Source organism: Citrobacter sp. TBCS-14, from assembly GCF_005280805.1.
Lineage (GTDB): Bacteria > Pseudomonadota > Gammaproteobacteria > Enterobacterales > Enterobacteriaceae > Citrobacter > Citrobacter gillenii.
The window spans coordinates 649,287-668,932 of record NZ_SZWM01000185.1 but is presented as its reverse complement, the minus strand read 5'-3'; the positions used below and the strand labels follow the sequence as shown (position 1 = coordinate 668,932).

Genomic DNA, 19,646 nt, shown 5'->3' with positions numbered 1-19,646 from the left:
GAAATCCCTTTCGGGAGTGAAAAAGGCGCAATTTGCGTTTCTAAATATTTCGTAATTCTTCGGAGCCTATTATAAAAATCATTGTTCACAAAAATATGTCTTGTTTCACAGTTCTATCATTTACGTAATCGATTGCGTTCACGTTTGCGTACTTTAGGCGGCGAATTGTACTGACTCCCATGAATGTTGCCAAGTTTTACTAAAAATATCGGTGATGTCAGCGGAGTAACAAAATGACGGGGATGGGTGTTGCGGAACGCACAAAACGCTCCGCAAAAAAGTTTATTGGGTCACAGGCTGGATGTCATGGATGCGTACAAAGCCGAGTTGATCAAGCGACAGGCCATTGAGCTGTAGCGGAATGTCTACGTCACTGGGGGCAAGAAGGCTTGCCGGAGCGTTGATCAATTCATTCTTAACGTTCATTTCCTGATAGTTGTCCGTGGTGCCCTGGATTTGCCCGTACTCTACGGTGGCGCTAAATGCCGGTAACGGTGTGTTGGATTCTCCCTGAATGCGCAGCGTCAGGCGCGTACCGTCCGCATTCGGTGCAATATTGACCAGTGACATGCGGAGCGTACCAATCTGGCTGTTCAGGCGGGCGGGGGTTTTCGAACCCGGTAATAAATAGACGCCGCGGGTGGATTTCGCATTCAACATATTTTGTTGCGTTATTTTTACCGTTTCCTGATTGAGCTGGGTCATCTCTTTGCTCAAGGTACTTACGCTTTGATGCATCTGTCGTACTTCAGCTTGCTGTGCGCAGGCATTAAGACTAAAGAGGCTTCCCACCAGGAGAATTCTTAGGTAACGTCTTGTCATTATGATTACTTCCTACATTGTCGCGATAGCATAATGGTAGTGTGCTCAGAGCACGAAGGCATCGATCCTTTGTCTCAAAAGCGCTCTGCCTTTGTTGTCGCGCCAGTTCAGGGTAAAATAGATCTCTATGAACCACTGAGGTACAGGACGCCGTATGCATTGCCCATTCTGTTTCGCCGTAGACACAAAGGTAATTGACTCTCGTCTTGTCGGCGAGGGCTCTTCAGTACGCCGCCGTCGGCAGTGTCTGGTCTGTAACGAACGTTTTACCACTTTTGAAGTGGCAGAACTGGTTATGCCACGCGTTGTAAAAAGCAACGACGTGCGCGAGCCTTTTAATGAAGAGAAGCTGCGCAGCGGCATGCTGAGAGCGCTTGAGAAACGGCCGGTCAGCGCAGATGACGTCGAAATGGCGTTAAACCATATAAAATCACAGCTGCGTGGGACGGGCGAGCGCGAGGTGCCGAGTAAAATGATCGGTAATCTGGTGATGGAGCAACTGAAAAAGCTCGATAAAGTGGCCTACATCCGTTTTGCTTCGGTTTACCGGAGCTTTGAAGATATCAAAGAATTTGGCGAAGAGATTGCTCGCCTACAGGATTAAGCCATGCAGGATGAGTTGTACATGGCGCGAGCGCTGAAGCTGGCCGCGCGTGGACGTTTCACGACCCACCCTAATCCCAACGTGGGCTGTGTCATTGTTAAAGACGGGGAAATCGTCGGTGAAGGATACCATCACCGCGCGGGCGAACCCCATGCCGAGGTCCATGCGCTGCGTATGGCCGGTGTTAAAGCGCAGGGGGCAACCGCCTACGTCACGCTCGAACCGTGCAGTCATCACGGGCGTACGCCGCCGTGCTGCGATGCGCTGATTGCTGCGGGCGTGACGCGTGTTGTTGCTGCGATGCAGGATCCTAACCCGCAGGTGGCGGGGCGTGGACTTTACCGCTTGCAGCAGGCCGGTATTGATGTCAGCCACGGCATGATGATGAACGACGTCGAACAGCTGAATAAAGGTTTTCTCAAGCGGATGCGCACCGGATTTCCGTATGTTCAGCTTAAGCTCGGCGCATCGCTTGACGGCCGTACGGCGATGGCCAGCGGCGAAAGCCAGTGGATAACCTCACCACAGGCACGTCGCGACGTGCAGCGCCTGCGTGCGCAAAGCCATGCTATTTTAACCAGCAGCGCCACGGTGCTGGCTGACGACCCCCAGCTTACCGTCCGTTGGTCGGAGCTTGATGAATCGACCCAGGCGCTGTATCCGCAGGAAAACCTGCGTCAGCCAATCCGCATTGTTCTCGATCGTCAAAACCAGGTCACACCTGAACATCGTATTGTGCAGCAGCCGGGAGAAACCTGGATTGCGCGCAGCAGCGACGATTCGCGTATCTGGCCGGAGAGTGTTCGCACGCTGAATGTGCCGGAGCATAACGGCAATCTGGATCTGGTGGTGTTGATGATGCAACTGGGCAAGCAGCAAATTAACAGCATTTGGGTTGAGGCTGGCCCAACGCTTGCAGGCGCATTATTGCAGGCCGGGGTGGTGGATGAGCTAATCGTCTATGTTGCGCCTAAACTGTTAGGCAGTGACGCGCGAGGATTATGTGTGCTGCCAGGCCTTGAGAAACTGGCCGATGCCCCCCATTTCAAATTCAACGAGATACGCCATGTAGGTCCGGACGTTTGCCTGCATTTAGTGAGCGCATGATCTCCCGGTTCGAAAGGGAAGCAGCGCACAGATTATTATGATAAAATCCGCCCCCCTGCGGGGTCTAGTGAATCCGAAGGAAGAATATGAACATTATTGAAGCTAACGTTGCTACTCCGGACGCTCGCGTCGCCATCACCATTGCGCGTTTCAACAACTTTATCAATGACAGCCTGCTGGAAGGTGCTATCGACGCCCTGAAGCGTATTGGCCAGGTTAAAGATGAAAACATTACCGTCGTTTGGGTTCCAGGCGCGTATGAGCTGCCGCTGGCAGCTGATGCACTGGCGAAAACCGGTAAATATGACGCGGTGATTGCGCTGGGTACAGTTATCCGTGGCGGTACCGCACACTTCGAATATGTGGCTGGCGGTGCAAGCAATGGCCTGGCGCACGTCGCTCAGGACAGCGGTATTCCGGTAGCCTTCGGTGTTCTGACCACCGAAAGTATTGAACAAGCCATCGAACGTGCTGGCACGAAAGCCGGTAATAAAGGCGCAGAAGCTGCACTGACCGCGCTTGAAATGATTAATGTATTGAAAGCCATTAAGGCCTGATTTTTGTAAGGGGAAATCCGTGAAACCTGCTGCTCGTCGCCGCGCCCGTGAGTGTGCCGTCCAGGCGCTCTACTCCTGGCAGTTGTCCCAGAACGACATCTCTGATGTTGAATACCAGTTCCTGGCGGAACAGGACGTGAAAGATGTCGACGTCCTGTATTTTCGTGAACTGCTGTCCGGGGTGGCGACTAACAGCGCGTACCTGGATGGCCTGATGAAGCCTTACCTGTCTCGTCTGCTGGAAGAGCTGGGTCAGGTAGAGAAAGCCGTACTGCGTATTGCACTGTTTGAACTGTCTAAACGTAGTGATGTGCCGTATAAAGTGGCCATCAACGAAGCGATTGAACTGGCGAAAACCTTCGGTGCCGAAGATAGCCACAAGTTCGTCAACGGCGTACTGGATAAAGCAGCACCTGCGATTCGCCCCAACAAAAAGTGATCGCCAGGCCGGCAGGATGGTGGAATCTATTTCCGCTGTCGCCGGCCTTTTCTTTTTTCCTGCTGAGGCATAACGTATGGCATGTGGCGAATTCTCCCTGATTGCCCGTTATTTTGACCGTGTTAGAAGCTCTCGTCTTGACGTCGAAACCGGCATTGGTGACGATTGTGCACTCCTGAACATCCCTGAAAAACAAACGCTGGCGATCAGCACCGACACGCTGGTGGCAGGCAATCACTTCCTTCCCGATATTGATCCAACGGACCTGGCCTGGAAAGCGCTGGCGGTTAATTTAAGCGATCTGGCGGCGATGGGAGCTGACCCGGCATGGCTGACGCTGGCGCTCACGTTACCTGACGTTGATGAATCCTGGCTCGAAGCCTTCAGTGACAGCCTGTTTGAACTCCTTAATTACTATGATATGCAGCTGATTGGCGGTGATACCACGCGTGGGCCACTGTCGATGACGTTGGGTATCCATGGCTACGTCCCGGTCGGGCGAGCCTTAAAACGCTCGGGTGCGAAGCCAGGTGACTGGATTTACGTTACCGGTACGCCGGGCGACAGCGCTGCCGGTTTGGCTATTCTGCAAAACCGATTGCAGGTAACAGATGCCAAAGACGCGGAGTACCTGCTTAAACGTCACCTGCGCCCCACGCCGAGAATTTTACAGGGGCAGGCCCTGCGCGATCTGGCCAGTGCGGCTATCGATCTTTCCGACGGTCTGATTTCCGATCTCGGGCATATCGTTAATGCCAGCGGCTGCGGCGCGCGCGTTAATGTCGATACGTTACCGTATTCCACGGCATTATCTCAGCACGTTGAGCCGGAGCAGGCGCTGCGCTGGGCGCTCTCAGGTGGTGAAGATTATGAGTTATGCTTTACCGTACCGGAAATAAACCGTGGTGCACTGGACGTCGCGCTGGGGCATCTTGGCGTATCATTTACCTGCATTGGGCAGATGAGTGCGGACGTGGAAGGGATGCACTTTACGCGTGACGGTAAGCCTGTCACGTTTGACTGGAAAGGATATGACCATTTTGCTGCGCCTTAAAAAAGATGTCGCAAAAAGCCGTTTGAGTATGCGTAATCCGTGGCACCTGTTGGCCACCGGATTCGGCAGCGGATTAAGTCCAATTATACCCGGTACCATGGGATCGCTGGCGGCGATCCCATTTTGGTATTTGATGACGTTTCTGCCGTGGCAGCTGTATTCACTGGTCGTCATGCTGGCTATTTGTATCGGTGTCTATCTGTGCCATCAAACGGCGAAAGATATGGGTGTACACGATCACGGCAGTATCGTCTGGGATGAGTTTGTCGGGATGTGGATAACCCTGATGGCTCTGCCGACACTCGACTGGCAGTGGGTCGCCGCCGGATTTGTGATTTTCCGCATTCTGGATATGTGGAAGCCCTGGCCGATCCGCTGGTTCGATCGTAACGTGCATGGCGGTACGGGGATTATGATCGACGATATTGTGGCGGGGATACTTTCCGCAGGGATCCTCTATTTTATCGGGCATCACTGGCCGCTTGGCATTATTTAACCCTTCCCAGGGTTATGTTGTAGGCCCGATAAGCACAGCGCCATCGGGCAATACCAGATTATTTAAATCCCACCACCGGATGTTGTTTGTACGGCATTTCCAGTTCGGCAATCTGTTCCGGTTTTAGCGTTAAATCGACCGCGTTGAGCAACTCATCCAGCTGTTCTTCGCGCGAGGCGCCAATTATGGGCGCAGCGACGCCCGGTTTGCTCAGCAGCCACGCCAGCGCTACCTGCGCGCGCGAAGCGCCGATTTCCTCACTCACCCCGGTTAACCGTTCCGCTATTCTCGCGTCGTTTTCATCACTCTCGCGGTACAGATTTTTTCCGACTTCATCCGACACGACACGCGCGGTCGTTTCTCCCCAGGGGCGCGTCAGACGTCCCCGTGCCAGTGGGCTCCACGGGATCACCGCCACACCTTCCTGGTAGCACAGCGGCAGCATGTCGCGTTCTTCTTCACGGTAGATAAGGTTGTAGTGATCCTGCATGCTGACAAACTGTGCCCAGCCGTGTTGTTTCTGCAAGGCCAGCGCCTGCGCAAACTGGGAGGCGTGCATCGAAGAGGCGCCGATATAGCGTGCTTTGCCGGACTTCACCACGTCGTTGAGCGCTTCCAGGGTTTCTTCGATAGGCGTGTTGTAATCCCAGCGGTGAATTTGCAGGATATCGACATAGTCCATGCCAAGGCGAGTCAGGCTGTCGTCGATAGAACGCAGGATTTGCGCCCGGGATAACCCTTCCGCTAAATCATCTACCTGGTGAAATACTTTTGTGGCGACCACCACCTCGTCGCGGCGGGCGAAGTCACGCAGGGCACGACCGACAATTTCTTCACTGCTGCCAGCGGAGTAGCTATTGGCAGTATCAAAAAAGTTAATACCGCCTTCAAGAGCATGTTTGATAATTGGGCGACTGCTTTCTTCCGGCAGCGTCCAGGCGTGGTTGCCGCGATTGGGCTCGCCAAACGTCATGCAGCCCAGACAAAGGCGAGAAACCCGAAGGTCAGTTTTTCCTAAGAGGTTGTATTGCATATTCCGCTCCTGCTTAGCGTGTTAATCATTAAGCATAGCAGGAGCGGGGAGGGGATTATGCCAGCCAGGCCTTGATTTTGGCCTCAATGCCGGCGGCATCAAGACCGAGATCGGCGCGCGCTTCGTCCTGTGTCCCCTGTGGGATGAAGAAGTCAGGCAGACCAATGTTAAGCACCGGAACCGGCTTACGATGCGCCATCAGCACTTCGTTTACGCCGCTGCCCGCGCCGCCCATAATGGCGTTTTCTTCCAGCGTAACCAGCACCTCGTGGCGGGCTGCCATCTCCAGAATCAACGTTTCGTCCAGCGGTTTGACAAAGCGCATATCGACCAACGTGGCGTTCAGCGATTCCGCAACCTGAGCGGCTTCTGGCATCAGGGTGCCGAAGTTAAGGATTGCCACTTTTGTCCCGTGACGCTTCACGATGCCTTTACCAATAGGTAATTTTTCCAGCGGGGTCAGCTCAACACCAACCGCATTACCGCGCGGGTAGCGCACCACGGCCGGGCCGTTAGTGTAGTGATAACCGGTAAACAGCATCTGGCGGCATTCGTTTTCATCGCTCGGGGTCATAATGACCATCTCCGGGATGCAGCGCAGGAAAGAAAGATCGAACGCGCCCTGGTGGGTTTGTCCATCTGCGCCCACGATCCCCGCGCGATCCACGGCGAACAGGACCGGCAGTTTCTGAATGGCGACATCATGCAGCACCTGATCGTAGGCGCGTTGCAGGAAGGTGGAATAAATCGCGACCACCGGCTTATAGCCGCCAATTGCCAGTCCGGCAGCAAAGGTGACCGCGTGCTGCTCGGCAATCGCCACGTCGAAGTAGCGGTCCGGGAATTTACGTGAAAACTCCACCATACCGGAGCCTTCGCGCATGGCCGGGGTAATCGCCATCAGCTTGTTGTCTTTGGCCGCCGTTTCACATAACCAGTCGCCGAAGATTTTGGAGTAGCTCGGCAGGCCGCCGCTGCTTTTCGGCAGACATCCGCTGGACGGATCGAATTTGGGTACCGCATGGAACGTGATTGGGTCTTTTTCCGCAGGCTCATAGCCACGACCTTTTTTGGTCATGATGTGCAGGAACTGCGGGCCTTTCAGGTCGCGCATGTTCTTCAGCGTGGTGATCAGTCCCAGCACGTCGTGACCGTCTACCGGGCCGATGTAGTTAAAGCCCAATTCTTCAAACAGCGTACCCGGCACTACCATGCCTTTAATGTGTTCTTCGGTACGTTTAAGCAGCTCTTTTATCGGCGGCACGCCGGAGAAGACTTTCTTCCCGCCTTCACGCAATGAGGAATACAGTTTGCCGGAGAGCAGTTGTGCCAGGTGGTTGTTCAGCGCGCCGACGTTTTCTGAAATCGACATTTCGTTGTCGTTCAGGATAACCAGCATGTCGGGCTTAATATCGCCCGCGTGGTTCATGGCTTCAAACGCCATGCCGGCAGTAATGGCACCGTCGCCAATCACGCAAACGGTACGGCGCTCTTTGCCTTCTTTCTCGGCGGCAACCGCAATGCCAATACCGGCGCTGATGGAGGTGGAGGAGTGTCCGACGCTTAAAACGTCATACTCGCTCTCGCCACGCCAGGGGAACGGATGCAGGCCACCTTTTTGGCGGATGGTGCCGATTTTATCGCGGCGCCCCGTCAGAATTTTGTGCGGGTACGCCTGATGTCCCACATCCCAGATTAACTGGTCAAACGGGGTGTTGTAGACGTAGTGCAGCGCGACGGTCAGCTCCACCGTGCCCAGACCGGAGGCAAAATGCCCGCTGGAACGGCTCACGCTGTCGAGCAAATAGCGGCGCAGTTCGTCGCAAAGCTTGGGCAGGCTCTCTTTTGGCAGCAGGCGTAACTCCTGGGTGGAGTCGACCAGCGCCAGGGTCGGGTATTTGGCTATATCAAAACTCATCGCAAGCTCATCGGATATGTTGGTTTATTTATCACGCTGGATTATGTAGTCCGCTAGCGCTTCCAGTGCCGAGGTATCGAGTGACTGTGCGGCCAGCAGACTGAGCGACTGGCGGGCATCCTCGATTAAATCCCGGGCTTTATTCCGGGCTTGCTCAAGACCCAGAAGTGCAGGATAGGTACTTTTGCCAAGCTGCTGGTCGGCACCCTGACGTTTACCCAATGTTGCAGTATCGCCTACCACATCCAGTATGTCATCCTGAACCTGGAACGCCAGACCGATGCTTTCGGCGTACTTGTCGAGTATCGGCAGGACGTTTCGGCCTTGGTCTCCGGCACTTAATGCCCCCAGACGCACGGCGGCGCGAATCAAGGCCCCGGTTTTATGGCGATGGATTTTCTCCAGCGCCTCCAGCTCAACCTGGAGGCCTTCAGCCGCCAGATCCAGCGCCTGACCGCCGCACATGCCGGCAATACCGCTGGCCTGAGCCAGTTCAGAGATCATGGCGATGCGGTCACGGTCGGCGACCTCCGGCATGGGGGCGTCACTGATAATGGAAAACGCCAGCGTTTGCAGCGCATCACCCGCTAAAATCGCATTCGCCTCGCCAAACTTAACGTGGCAGGTCGGCAGGCCGCGTCGCAGATCGTCGTCGTCCATCGCGGGTAAATCATCGTGCATCAGCGAATAAGCATGGATGCACTCAACCGCCGCGGCGGGAGCGTCGAGCGTACTCAGGCTGACGCCAAACATCTGACCGGTTGCGTATACCAGGAACGGGCGCAGACGTTTACCGCCTAATAATGCGCCATACTGCATGGTCTCTACCACGGGAGTGTTCTGAAAGGGCAATGGCGCGATAAAACGGCTCAGTGCCTGGTTGGCCTGCTCAACGCAAGCCTGTAGCTGCTGCGTAAAATCCATTTACTCATTATCCGGTGTAAAAGGCGTGAGGGCGGCATCTTCCGTCTCAGACAGCAGGATTTGCACGCGCTGTTCAGCCTGTTGCAACTTAACCTGTCCCTGACGCGCCAGCTGTACGCCACGTTCGAATTCGTTCAGCGCCTCTTCCAGCGGCAGGTCGCCGCTTTCCAGACGGGTAACAATCTGTTCCAGCTCGCTCAGCGCTGTTTCAAAGCTGGCGGGCGCTTCATTTTTCTTCGGCATAATGAATGTCTGACTCTCAATATTTTCAGCCCAAGCCATGGTAACGGACTTCGGGCAATTATCAAATAATGCGCAATGTGCACAGGAAGCTCGCGTAGTGGTATACTTCCGCGCCTGGATGCAGCCGCAGGTATGGGCTGCTGTATTATTCCCCAATACAAGCCTTTGATGCTTGCCAAAGAACCATTGCCGCCATGAAGTTTATCATTAAATTGTTCCCAGAAATCACCATCAAAAGCCAATCTGTGCGTTTGCGCTTTATAAAAATTCTGACAGGGAACATCCGTAACGTTTTAAAACACTATGATGAAGACCTTGCTGTCGTCCGCCACTGGGACCATGTTGAGGTTCGCGCCAAAGATGAAACCCAGCGTCTGGATATTCGTGACGCGCTGACCCGCATTCCGGGTATCCACCATATTCTCGAAGTGGAAGACGTGCCGTTTACCGATATGCACGATATCTTCGAGAAAGCGCTGGTGCAGTACCGCGATCAACTGGAAGGCAAAACCTTCTGCGTGCGCGTGAAGCGCCGTGGTAAGCATGAGTTTAGCTCCATTGAAGTGGAACGTTATGTTGGCGGTGGGCTGAATCAACATATTGAATCCGCGCGCGTGAAGCTGACCAAACCTGATGTGACCGTCAATCTTGAAATCGAAAACGACCGACTGCTGCTGGTGAAAGGTCGCTACGAAGGTATTGGCGGCTATCCGATTGGCACCCAGGAAGACGTGCTGTCGCTGATTTCCGGCGGTTTTGACTCTGGCGTTTCCAGCTATATGTTGATGCGTCGCGGCTGTCGCGTGCACTACTGCTTCTTTAACCTCGGTGGTGCGGCGCACGAAATCGGCGTTCGTCAGGTGGCGCATTACCTGTGGAACCGCTTCGGGAGTTCGCATCGCGTACGTTTTGTCGCCATCAACTTTGAACCGGTGGTGGGTGAGATCCTCGAGAAAGTTGACGATGGCCAGATGGGCGTGGTCCTCAAGCGCATGATGGTTCGCGCGGCGTCTAAAGTGGCCGAGCGCTACGGCGTCCAGGCGCTGGTGACCGGTGAAGCGCTTGGGCAGGTATCCAGCCAGACGCTGACTAACCTGCGTTTGATCGACAACGTCTCCGACACGCTGATCCTGCGTCCGCTGATCTCGCACGATAAAGAACACATCATTAATCTGGCGCGTGAAATTGGTACCGAAGACTTTGCTCGAACCATGCCGGAGTACTGCGGTGTGATCTCAAAAAGCCCGACGGTAAAAGCCATTAAAGCGAAGATTGAAGCCGAAGAACAAAACTTCGATTTTGCCATCCTCGATAAAGTGGTGGAAGAAGCCAATAATATCGATATCCGCGATATCGCTCAGCAGACCGAGCAGGCCGTGGTGGAAGTTGAAACCGTGAGCGGTTTTGGCCCCAACGACGTGATTCTGGACATCCGCTCTGTGGATGAACAGGATGATAAGCCGCTGAAAGTGGAAGGCGTGGACGTGGTTTCGCTGCCGTTCTACAAGCTGAGCACCCACTTTGGCGATTTGGACCAGAATAAAACCTGGCTGCTGTGGTGTGAACGCGGTGTGATGAGCCGCCTGCAGGCGCTGTATCTGCGCGAGCAGGGTTTTGCAAACGTGAAGGTGTATCGCCCGTAGTGACTTCTGCCTGATGGCGCTGCGCTTATCAGGCCTACAAACTGTACGTCTTTGTAGGCCTGATAAGGTGTTTACACCGCCATCCGGCAATATCACGATATTATTCAAAACGCACGGGAAGCGTCTTCCCGTTCGACTCCCAGACGCCTTGATAGACACCGTCTTTCAATTCCAGCGTCATCTTCTCTTGCGCCTGTTCTGCGTCAGAGGTCTTCAGTTCATAATGTTGATTGTTGGCGGTGTCGCACTTGCCGGTTAATTCAATCGGCGCGCCAAATTTCTGGTAGAAGTAAGCCCCTTCAAAATAATCACCGTATTTGCAGTCCACCTTCAACACAATACGCAGGCTTTTTCCCAGCGTGCCGTACATCACCTTGCCGTCGATGCCGGGCGCGGGCTCAACCGGTGTTGTACCCTTTGCGCCAGTCAGATACTGGCCGTATGGCGTGAACTGATTATGCAGATCTGCGGTCGGGATTTTTGTTGTGAAATCGCCCAGTTCATCACCCGCGCGGTTGGCGTGGTTGCTACAGCGTCCGTTCAGGAAAGCCAGATGATCTTTTTGCAGGGAGAATTTGTCGATGTAGTACAACCCGTCGGTGTAGGTGGCGCATGATGCGTAGAAGTCGTCATAGCCCAAATCTTCACCGTCTTCCTCTTTTATTGGCTCCGACTTTTGTGATTTCTGTGCGGCAACAAAGGTATCAATTTGGCTGCGGATATCTTTTCTGATGCGGGTGTTTAATTCAGCCATCGTGGCGCGGGAAAAGAGATCGTTAAGGGTAATTGCTGCGCCATTGGCTAAATCGAAGCTCATCGGCACATTATACGACTCGCAATAGGCTCCGCAGCCTTCGGCAAACATATTCAGGGTCAGCACGTTGGCGTCGCGATATTCGACCGTGTAGTCAAGGTTGGCGGTGGAATTCATCTCTGATTTCGCAAACTGATTCACTGTCGCCTGTGGGTTATTCCCTGGTAACCGATTGATGAAGCTTGCGAAAATATAATCGTTAATGCGTTTTGCAACCTGCGGGTTATCCGTTGAGGAAAACCATGGCACGCGATACTGCATTTCAGTGCTATTGGGATAACGGTACTCAAGGCTCTTAATTTCAAGCTGGGTTGCGGCGGTGGTGCTGGAAAGGAGCAGTAAAACCACTCCGCTCAGATATCCTTTCATAACGGTTCCTTTTAGAGGGAGTGGCCTAAGTGTTACTCGTAGTAGTTATAAATGCCTGCGGGCATCACCAGTTGTGACGCCACTTCATGAGCCTTTTCGCGACTGACCAGCAGATCAATGATTTTTAAGCCAAAATCAATCGATGTTCCTGGCCCCTGGCTGGTCAGCAGGTTGACGCGCGGATCCCAGACGACGCGTTTGTCCTGCCATTGTTCAGCGGGGATTTTGTCTTTCAGCGCCGGGAAGCCGGTCATATTGCCGATGGGGAAAATGTCATGCGGAACCAGCACGGTGGCGGCTGCGGCACATATAGCTGCCACAATACGCCCGGAGCGATGAAACTGTTTAACGGTTTCAATCAGCAGCGGGCTGTCGCGAAAACATTCTGCGCCTTTAATACCGCCGGGCAGCACGATAATGTCGTAATCGCCGTCGGCGACTTCAACCAGCGGTGCATCCGCCAGCAACTTGACGCCGCGCGAGCAGACAATCGTCAGGTCGCCATCGCTGGCTACGCTGGCGGTTGTCACCTGGATCCCGCCTCGAACCAGCAGGTCGATAGTGGTGACCGCTTCGGTCTCTTCACTACCAGGGGCGAGACATACCAGTGCTTGAGCGCTCATATTCACTTTCCTTTCGCTTTACCATTTCAAACAGGTGGGCATTTTCCGGGACGGCGATGCCGTGCGCACGCGCGCGTTTCAACAAATAACCGGTAATGTAGTCAATCTCCGTATGGCGCAGAGCACGAATGTCCTGCAGCATGGATGAGATATTTTCTGCCGTACTGTCAATTACTTGCTCAACATAATAGCGTAAATCATCCACGGATGTATGGTGGCCTTCGCGTTCGATAACCGCCGCCACTTCCTCGCATATCTGCGCTATTTTTTCAGGATGCTGGCGTAACTCGCCGTTTTGGCAGTTCCACAGCGCGGTGAGTGGGTTAATGACGCAATTGACTGCCAGCTTGCGCCACAGTTCCGCGCGGATGTTGTCGTGCCAGGCAACGTCAGGCAGCACCTCTTGCAGGATCTCAGCCAGATAACTGAAATCGCCATCCTGTTCACGCGCCGGGCCGATGCGCGTTGTTCCTTTCGCCACATGGATTATGACGTTGCCATCACGGCGAGCGGCCTGCGTGGTGGTGCCTATCAACAGTGGTTGCGTAATGCTTTGCAGCTCATCAATGGTGCCCATTCCGTTGTGAATCAACAGAATTGGGGTGGTCTTTGGCAGAATAGTTGCCAGGCTTTTTACCGCATCAGAAACCTGCCAGGCTTTCAGCGTCACCAGTAACAGATCGCTTTTCGCCAAAAAGTCGGGATCGTTTGCCGTCAGGGATTCATTAAAAACTGACCCATCCGTGTCAATCAAATTCACGCTGCAATAAGGTTGTGGCACGCGTAGCCACCCTTGAACCTCATGTCCATGTTTGCATAGCGCGGTAAGCCAAAGCTGCCCTAAGGCTCCGCATCCCAGTACGGTAATTCTCATTCATCCTCCTCACCTGCAACAGCACCAGGTGCTAATCCATATCGTCTGCATCCCATTATTGTTCGCCGCTACCATTGGCACGTACAATTAGGGGATACAGCCTAGTATAGCGCTGTCTGTTGAGTAACTTTGCAGGTATTATGCTTCGCATCAAAAACGAAGGGAGAGGAAAAGATGCCATCTTTCGATATTGTCTCTGAAGTTGATCTTCAGGAAGCGCGTAACGCGGTCGATAACGCGAGCCGCGAAGTGGAGTCACGCTTCGATTTTCGTGGCGTTGAAGCCACTTTTGAGCTGAACGAAGCCAATAAGACCATTAAGGTGCTGAGCGAGTCTGATTTCCAGGTTAATCAGTTGCTGGATATTTTGCGCGCCAAGCTGCTGAAGCGCGGGATTGAAGGGACGTCACTGGACGTACCGGAAACCTTTACCCACAGCGGAAAAACCTGGTTTGTGGAAGCGAAGCTGAAGCAGGGCATTGAAAGCGCGGTACAGAAGAAAATCGTCAAGCTGATTAAAGACAGCAAACTGAAGGTGCAGGCGCAGATTCAGGGCGAAGAAATTCGTGTGACCGGCAAAGCGCGTGACGATCTGCAATCCGTCATGGCGTTGGTGCGTGGCGGCGATCTCGGCCAGCCGTTCCAGTTCAAGAACTTCCGCGACTAAGCCGTTCTGCCTGATGGCGCTACGCTTATCAGGCCTACCGATCGCACACGCTATTTGTAGGCCGGATAAGGCGATAGTCGCCATCCGGCAATCCTCACGCCTGGCTTATCGCCTGCTCAATTTCAAATCGATTGGTCACTTTGCTGTCGATTTTCACATAGGCAGAATGCTCTTTTGCCACAATTAACACCTCACTCACGCCTTCTTTTGCCTGCAGTCGCTGTTTTAGTGTGTCATCTGCGGCGATCTCAGGGGGGATCTCCACGCGCAGGCTGCTGACATACGGCGGCTCTTTCATCGTGCTGGCCACCAGTAGCCAGATTGCAGCCAGTAATGCGCCTGCCAAAAATACCGCCTGACCATCAAACATTTCGACCACCCAACCGCCCAGCGAACCCCCGATGGCGACGCCGAGGAACTGGCTGGTGGAGTAAACGCCCATCGCCGTTCCTTTATACCCCGCCGGTGATTCTTTGCTGATGAGCGAGGGGAGAAGTGCTTCCATCAGGTTAAAGGCGAGGAAGAAGAGCTGAACACCTGCAATCAGCCCCCAGAAACGAATGTTAGCGCTCCACAGGACAATCTCAGCAGCCAGGATCAGCACCACACACGACAGAAATACCCGCTTCATCCGGCGTTTTACTTCGGCATAGATGATGAACGGCACCACGGAAACAAAGGACAGCAGCATCGTCACCAGATAAATCTTCCAGTGTTCGGCGGCGGGAAAGCCCGCTTTTGCCAGCTGGCCTGGCAGGGCGACGAAAGTGGACATCAGTAAAATATGCAGGCACATGATGCCAAAATTGAGCTTCAGCAGTTTAGGCTCCGCCAGGACTTTACTGAAGCTGCCTTTGACCATGCCTGATTCGCGGTTCAGCACGTGGATGGTGCTATTGGGAACCACCCAAATGGTCAGTACGATGCCGGTGGTTGCCAGTGCGGCGATCATCCAGAACAGCGCATGTAATCCCAGCGCGTGGGTAACGATCGGCCCAAGCACCATGGCAATGGCGAAGGTGATACCAAAGCTGACGCCAATAAACGCCATCGCTTTTGTGCGGTTTTGTTCGCGGGTTAAGTCAGACAGCAGCGCCATCACCGCGGCGGCAATCGCCCCGGAACCCTGCAGCGCACGTCCGAGTATAATTCCCCAGATAGAGTCCGAGAGCGCGGCGATCACGCTACCGAAAACGAATATCGCCAGCCCACCGACGATAAGCGGTTTACGACCGATGCGGTCGGAAAGCAAGCCGAAGGGGATCTGGAAGACCGCTTGTGCCAGACCATAAATGCCGATGGCAAGCCCGATCAGCGCTTCGCTGGCGCCCTGCAGCGCCATGCCATAGGTGGTCAGAACCGGCAGGACCATAAACATGCCAAGCATGCGCAACGAGAATACGGTCCCTAAACCCCAGGTGGCGCGCAACTCACCGGGCGTCATTTTATAATCGTTCATTCCCACCTCTGTTTTAATTTCGCGCCTAGTGTAAAGCGGTATGCGGGCGGGGTAAATATGCGCTTCATTAACAAATGTTGTGGTTGTGAGGGGAGGGCGTGGCAAAACGACAAATAAAAAAGGGTGCCGAAGCACCCTTTATAGTATAAGCAGATTTTACCAGACGTAAGTCAGCAGGTTCTGCGAGTTTGGCACCATAAAGTCGACGGACATCATCACGGAAAGCGCGGTGATGGCAATGATGGAGAAACCGAACAGCTTGCGCGCCCAGACTCTGTCATCTTCCACTTTGTACCCACGCAGCGCCATGCCTAACCACCAGACGCTGACCGCAGCCGCCACAACCAGATATTTGTAGCCGGCGTAACCGCCCAGAGACAGCATCAGCGTGGCGATAGCAAAGGCGATGATATACAGCGTGATATGGTTCTTCGCCACCGAAATGCCTTTCACCACCGGCAGTACCGGAATGTTGGCAGCCTGATAATCCTTAAAGCGGAAAATCGCGATGGCGTAAGAGTGCGGCATCTGCCACAGGCTGAAAATCGCCAGCAGAATCAGCGCACCGCTGTCAAAGCTCCCCGTCACGGCGCAGTAGCCAATCACCGGCGGCGCAGCGCCGGAGAGTGAGCCAATCAGCGTACCGTAGACCGAGTGGCGTTTCATGTACAGGCTGTACACGCCAACATAGACCACGAAGCCCATCACCCCCAGCCAGCAGGCCAGAGGGTTCGCGCCAAACCACAGCAGCATAAAGCCAGCAATACCCAGCAAGGTGGCGTATACCAGCGAGACCGCAGGAGAAATCAGACCTTTAACCAGCACACGGTTTTTGGTCCTCTCCATCTTCCTGTCGATATCCCTGTCGATGTAGTTGTTAAATACACAACCCGACGCCACAACCAGTGACACCCCAACCAACGTGTAGATAAACAGGGGATAATCAATGCTACCTTTAGAGGCTAGCAGGAATCCACCAATCACCGAGATCAGGTTGCCAAAGATGATGCCTGGTTTCGTTACTTGCAGGTATTGCTTAAACATCATAATCGCCGCTCTTAGTGCATCATCATGTTGTAGTTCAGGTTCCACATAATCCAGATGGAGCCCACAACCAGAATGGCGATGATTAGCACAGTAAAGACAAAGGCCGTCATGTTCCAACCTTCATCAGATTTGCTATTCATGTGCAGGAAGCACACCAGGTGAACCAGTATCTGTACCACTGCCATAATGAGGATAGTCCCCAGAATAACGGCAGGAGAGGCAGAACCTGTCATCACCATCCAGAACGGAATGACCGTCAGGATGATAGACAGGATAAAACCTGTCATGTAGGTTTTTACGCTGCCATGGGATGCGCCGCCGCTCACGTTTGAATGACTCATTACATCGCCCCCATCAGATAAACAACAGTGAACACGCAGATCCACACCACATCCAGGAAGTGCCAGAACAGGCTCAGGCACATGATGCGGGTACGGTTAGTGCTGGTCAGGCCGCGACGGGCAACTTGCACCATCAGCACCGCCATCCAGATAAGACCGGAAGTGACGTGCAGACCGTGCGTACCAACCAGCGCGAAGAACGCCGACAGGAAACCGCTACGATCCGGGCCCATATCGTTAACAATCAGGTGGTGGAATTCATAGATTTCCATCCCGATGAATCCGGCACCGAACAAGAAGGTCAACGCCAGCCAGGAAATCACCTGGCTCTTGTTGTTCTTGTACATGGCGATCGCCGCCATGCCGTAAGTAATGGAGCTGAATAACAGCAGGAAGGTCTCTACCAGTACGAACGGCAGCTCAAAAATGTCCTTACCTGTTGGGCCACCTGCGGTGCCGTTCACCAGAACGGCATAGGTTGCAAACAGAATAGAGAACAGAATGCAGTCGCTCATCAGGTAGACCCAAAATCCGAAGATTTTGTTCTGACCTGCATCGTGGTGCCCGTGTTCGTGCGCGTGGGCATTCGCGTGCGCTAAAGTATCAGTTGCCATTTTTCAGCCCTGCCTTAGTAATCTCATCGAAATGCTGATTTTCCAGTTTTTCGACTTCCGGGACCGGCACGTAGTAATCCACGTCTTCATCAAAGCTTTTCACGATCCAGCTGATAATCATGCCTGCGAAGCTTGCAATTGCCAGCCACCAGATATGCCAGATCATGGCGAAACCAAACAGTGTTGCGAAGGCGGTAATGACGATACCGGCGCCGCTGTTCTTCGGCATATGAATCTCTTCATAGTGCGTAGGTTGCTTATACGCTTCGCCTTTTTCTTTCATTTCCCAGAAGGCATCACGCTCGTGAACGTGTGGCACAACGGCAAAGTTGTAGAACGGAGGCGGGGAAGAGGTTGCCCACTCCAGCGTACGACCACCCCACGGGTCACCGGTCAGGTCACGGTTCTGCTCGCGGTCGCGAATAGACACGTAGATCTGAATCAGCTGGCACAGGATACCCAGTGCAATCAGCGCGGCACCGCAGGCGGCAACGACCAGCATCGGATGGAACTGCGGGTCAATCTGCTGGCTGAGACGACGGGTCATACCCATAAAGCCCAGCACATACAGCGGCATAAATGCCACGAAGAAGCCGATGATCCACAACCAGAATGCGCGTTTGCCCCAGGTTTCGTTCAGCGTGTAGCCAAACGCTTTTGGCCACCAGTAGGTCATACCGGCGAAGCAACCAAATACCACGCCGCCGATGATAACGTTGTGGAAGTGCGCAATCAGGAACAGGCTGTTGTGCAGTACGAAGTCCGCACCCGGAACCGCCAGCAGTACGCCGGTCATACCGCCGACTGAGAAGGTCACGATGAAGCCGATCGTCCACAGCATCGCTGAGTGGAATACGATACGGCCCTGATACATGGTGAACAGCCAGTTGAAGATCTTCACCCCGGTAGGGATGGCGATAATCATGGTGGTAATACCGAAGAAGGCGTTAACGTTAGCGCCTGCACCCATGGTGAAGAAGTGGTGCAGCCAAACAACGAACGACAGAACGGTGATACACACGGTTGCCCACACCAGCGAGGTGTAGCCAAACAGGCGTTTACGCGAGAAGGTCGCTGCGATTTCGGAGAACACCCCGAAGACCGGCAGAATCAGAATGTACACTTCCGGATGGCCCCAGGCCCAAATCAGGTTGATGTACATCATCATGTTGCCGCCCATATCGTTGGTAAAGAAATGGGTGCCCAGATAGCGATCCAGGGTTAGCAACGCGACGGTGACCGTCAAGATTGGGAAGGAGGCGATAATCAGGATGTTGGCGCACAGAGATGCCCAGGTAAATACCGGCATCTTGAACATCGTCATACCCGGTGCACGCATCTTGATGATGGTCACAAAGAAGTTGATACCGGTTAAGGTTGTACCGATACCGGACAACTGCACCGCCCATATCCAATAATCAACCCCGACGCTTGGACTGTACTCTATTCCCGAGAGCGGCGGATAGGCCAGCCAGCCGGTCTGTGCGAATTCACCTACGCCCAGAGACAGGTTAACCAGGATAACGCCGACAACGGTGAACCAGAAGCTCAGGTTGTTCAGGAAGGGGAAGGCAACGTCACGTGCGCCGATCTGCAGCGGAACCACCAGGTTCATCAGACCGATAACAAATGGCATGGCGACGAAGAAGATCATGATCACGCCGTGAGCCGTGAAGATCTGGTCGTAGTGGTGAGGTGGCAGGAAGCCCGCTTCACCTGCAGACGCCAGCGCCTGCTGACTACGCATCATGATGGCGTCAGCAAAGCCACGAATCAACATGACGATGGCGACGATGACATACATGATGCCAAGACGTTTGTGGTCAACCGAAGTCAGCCACTCTTTCCACAGGTAGGTCCACTTACCGAAGTAAGTAATGAGGCCCAGTAAGGCCGCCCCACCGATGATAATGGCAGCGATCGTAACCATGACGATTGGTTCATGGAACGGGACTGCATCCAGTGTCAATTTTCCGAACATCGTATTCTTCCTCGGCCC

The 19,646-nt window shown here is 53.8% G+C and carries 21 protein-coding genes; 8 read left to right on the top strand and 13 right to left on the bottom strand.

What is annotated here, in order from left to right; genetic code table 11:
• Positions 1 to 282: 282 nt before the first annotated feature.
• On the bottom strand, positions 283 to 822 hold the full coding sequence (locus tag FDX22_RS11850; RefSeq protein WP_146717232.1) for a DUF3251 domain-containing protein: 540 nt from the start codon (positions 820 to 822) through the stop codon (positions 283 to 285).
• A gap of 154 nt (positions 823 to 976) precedes the next feature.
• Here FDX22_RS11850 and nrdR point away from each other — a divergent pair, with 154 nt between their 5' ends.
• The 6 genes from nrdR (at position 977) to pgpA (ending at position 5,079) form a co-directional block, all read left to right on the top strand.
• Positions 977 to 1,426: a transcriptional regulator NrdR gene (gene nrdR / locus FDX22_RS11845; protein WP_096758088.1), complete on the top strand. Its 450-nt coding sequence runs from the start codon at positions 977 to 979 to the stop codon at positions 1,424 to 1,426.
• Between the two features lie 3 nt (positions 1,427 to 1,429).
• Positions 1,430 to 2,533, top strand: coding sequence for a bifunctional diaminohydroxyphosphoribosylaminopyrimidine deaminase/5-amino-6-(5-phosphoribosylamino)uracil reductase RibD (ribD, locus tag FDX22_RS11840; protein ID WP_096758087.1), 1,104 nt, complete (start codon positions 1,430 to 1,432; stop codon positions 2,531 to 2,533).
• 86 nt (positions 2,534 to 2,619) lie between these two features.
• Positions 2,620 to 3,090, top strand: a complete 471-nt coding sequence (gene ribE / locus FDX22_RS11835; protein WP_003021575.1) for a 6,7-dimethyl-8-ribityllumazine synthase — start codon at positions 2,620 to 2,622, stop codon at positions 3,088 to 3,090.
• Between the two features lie 19 nt (positions 3,091 to 3,109).
• Positions 3,110 to 3,529 carry a transcription antitermination factor NusB gene (gene nusB, locus FDX22_RS11830; RefSeq protein WP_096758086.1) on the top strand — a complete coding sequence of 140 codons (420 nt, stop codon included), beginning with the start codon at positions 3,110 to 3,112 and terminating at the stop codon, positions 3,527 to 3,529.
• Between the two features lie 76 nt (positions 3,530 to 3,605).
• Positions 3,606 to 4,583 carry a thiamine-phosphate kinase gene (thiL, locus tag FDX22_RS11825; protein ID WP_146717231.1) on the top strand — a complete coding sequence of 326 codons (978 nt, stop codon included), beginning with the start codon at positions 3,606 to 3,608 and terminating at the stop codon, positions 4,581 to 4,583.
• Positions 4,561 to 5,079 carry a phosphatidylglycerophosphatase A gene (gene pgpA, locus FDX22_RS11820; RefSeq protein WP_096758084.1) on the top strand — a complete coding sequence of 173 codons (519 nt, stop codon included), beginning with the start codon at positions 4,561 to 4,563 and terminating at the stop codon, positions 5,077 to 5,079. Before thiL ends, pgpA begins: the two co-directional genes overlap by 23 nt.
• A 58-nt stretch (positions 5,080 to 5,137) precedes the next feature.
• Here the strand turns inward: pgpA and FDX22_RS11815 are convergent, their stop codons facing one another.
• From FDX22_RS11815 to xseB, 4 genes are read right to left on the bottom strand one after another with little or no spacing between them, the layout of a single operon-like run.
• Positions 5,138 to 6,112, bottom strand: coding sequence for an aldo/keto reductase (locus tag FDX22_RS11815; protein ID WP_137362731.1), 975 nt, complete (start codon positions 6,110 to 6,112; stop codon positions 5,138 to 5,140).
• A 55-nt stretch (positions 6,113 to 6,167) separates the two neighbouring features.
• Positions 6,168 to 8,030, bottom strand: a complete 1,863-nt coding sequence (gene dxs / locus FDX22_RS11810) for a 1-deoxy-D-xylulose-5-phosphate synthase (protein WP_115259241.1) — start codon at positions 8,028 to 8,030, stop codon at positions 6,168 to 6,170.
• 24 nt (positions 8,031 to 8,054) lie between these two features.
• Positions 8,055 to 8,954 carry a (2E,6E)-farnesyl diphosphate synthase gene (gene ispA / locus FDX22_RS11805; RefSeq protein WP_115259240.1) on the bottom strand — a complete coding sequence of 300 codons (900 nt, stop codon included), beginning with the start codon at positions 8,952 to 8,954 and terminating at the stop codon, positions 8,055 to 8,057.
• Positions 8,955 to 9,197: an exodeoxyribonuclease VII small subunit gene (gene xseB, locus FDX22_RS11800; RefSeq protein WP_096759458.1), complete on the bottom strand. Its 243-nt coding sequence runs from the start codon at positions 9,195 to 9,197 to the stop codon at positions 8,955 to 8,957. It lies immediately after the preceding gene.
• 194 nt (positions 9,198 to 9,391) lie between these two features.
• Between xseB and thiI the strand changes: the two genes are divergently transcribed.
• Entirely contained in the window at positions 9,392 to 10,840 is a 1,449-nt protein-coding gene (gene thiI, locus FDX22_RS11795; RefSeq protein WP_135912466.1) for a tRNA uracil 4-sulfurtransferase ThiI, read from the top strand.
• 100 nt (positions 10,841 to 10,940) lie between these two features.
• Here the strand turns inward: thiI and FDX22_RS11790 are convergent, their stop codons facing one another.
• Genes FDX22_RS11790 through panE form a run of 3 tightly spaced genes read right to left on the bottom strand, consistent with a single transcriptional unit; the run spans position 10,941 to position 13,520 of the window.
• On the bottom strand, positions 10,941 to 12,023 hold the full coding sequence (locus FDX22_RS11790) for a hypothetical protein (protein ID WP_146717230.1): 1,083 nt from the start codon (positions 12,021 to 12,023) through the stop codon (positions 10,941 to 10,943).
• A 32-nt stretch (positions 12,024 to 12,055) separates the two neighbouring features.
• Entirely contained in the window at positions 12,056 to 12,646 is a 591-nt protein-coding gene (yajL, locus tag FDX22_RS11785) for a protein deglycase YajL (protein ID WP_096758078.1), read from the bottom strand.
• Positions 12,609 to 13,520 carry a 2-dehydropantoate 2-reductase gene (gene panE, locus FDX22_RS11780; protein ID WP_096758077.1) on the bottom strand — a complete coding sequence of 304 codons (912 nt, stop codon included), beginning with the start codon at positions 13,518 to 13,520 and terminating at the stop codon, positions 12,609 to 12,611. The genes yajL and panE overlap by 38 nt, the downstream gene beginning before the upstream one ends.
• Positions 13,521 to 13,694: 174 nt before the next feature.
• On the opposite strand from panE, the gene FDX22_RS11775 reads away from it, so the two are divergent.
• Positions 13,695 to 14,186 carry a YajQ family cyclic di-GMP-binding protein gene (locus FDX22_RS11775; protein ID WP_096758076.1) on the top strand — a complete coding sequence of 164 codons (492 nt, stop codon included), beginning with the start codon at positions 13,695 to 13,697 and terminating at the stop codon, positions 14,184 to 14,186.
• 94 nt (positions 14,187 to 14,280) lie between these two features.
• Here the strand turns inward: FDX22_RS11775 and FDX22_RS11770 are convergent, their stop codons facing one another.
• From FDX22_RS11770 to cyoB, 5 genes are all read right to left on the bottom strand, one after another.
• Complete coding sequence (locus FDX22_RS11770; RefSeq protein WP_146717229.1) at positions 14,281 to 15,645, bottom strand: MFS transporter; 1,365 nt, start codon at positions 15,643 to 15,645, stop codon at positions 14,281 to 14,283.
• A gap of 156 nt (positions 15,646 to 15,801) precedes the next feature.
• Positions 15,802 to 16,692 (bottom strand): heme o synthase, encoded by an 891-nt coding sequence (gene cyoE / locus FDX22_RS11765; RefSeq protein ID WP_096758073.1) that lies wholly within the window; start codon positions 16,690 to 16,692, stop codon positions 15,802 to 15,804.
• 11 nt (positions 16,693 to 16,703) lie between these two features.
• Complete coding sequence (locus FDX22_RS11760; RefSeq protein WP_096758072.1) at positions 16,704 to 17,033, bottom strand: cytochrome o ubiquinol oxidase subunit IV; 330 nt, start codon at positions 17,031 to 17,033, stop codon at positions 16,704 to 16,706.
• A complete protein-coding gene (locus FDX22_RS11755; protein ID WP_096758071.1) occupies positions 17,033 to 17,647 on the bottom strand; it encodes a cytochrome o ubiquinol oxidase subunit III in 615 nt (204 codons plus the stop codon). The genes FDX22_RS11760 and FDX22_RS11755 overlap by 1 nt, the downstream gene beginning before the upstream one ends.
• Positions 17,637 to 19,628 carry a cytochrome o ubiquinol oxidase subunit I gene (gene cyoB, locus FDX22_RS11750; protein ID WP_096758070.1) on the bottom strand — a complete coding sequence of 664 codons (1,992 nt, stop codon included), beginning with the start codon at positions 19,626 to 19,628 and terminating at the stop codon, positions 17,637 to 17,639. The genes FDX22_RS11755 and cyoB overlap by 11 nt, the downstream gene beginning before the upstream one ends.
• Between the last annotated feature and the right edge of the window lie 18 nt (positions 19,629 to 19,646).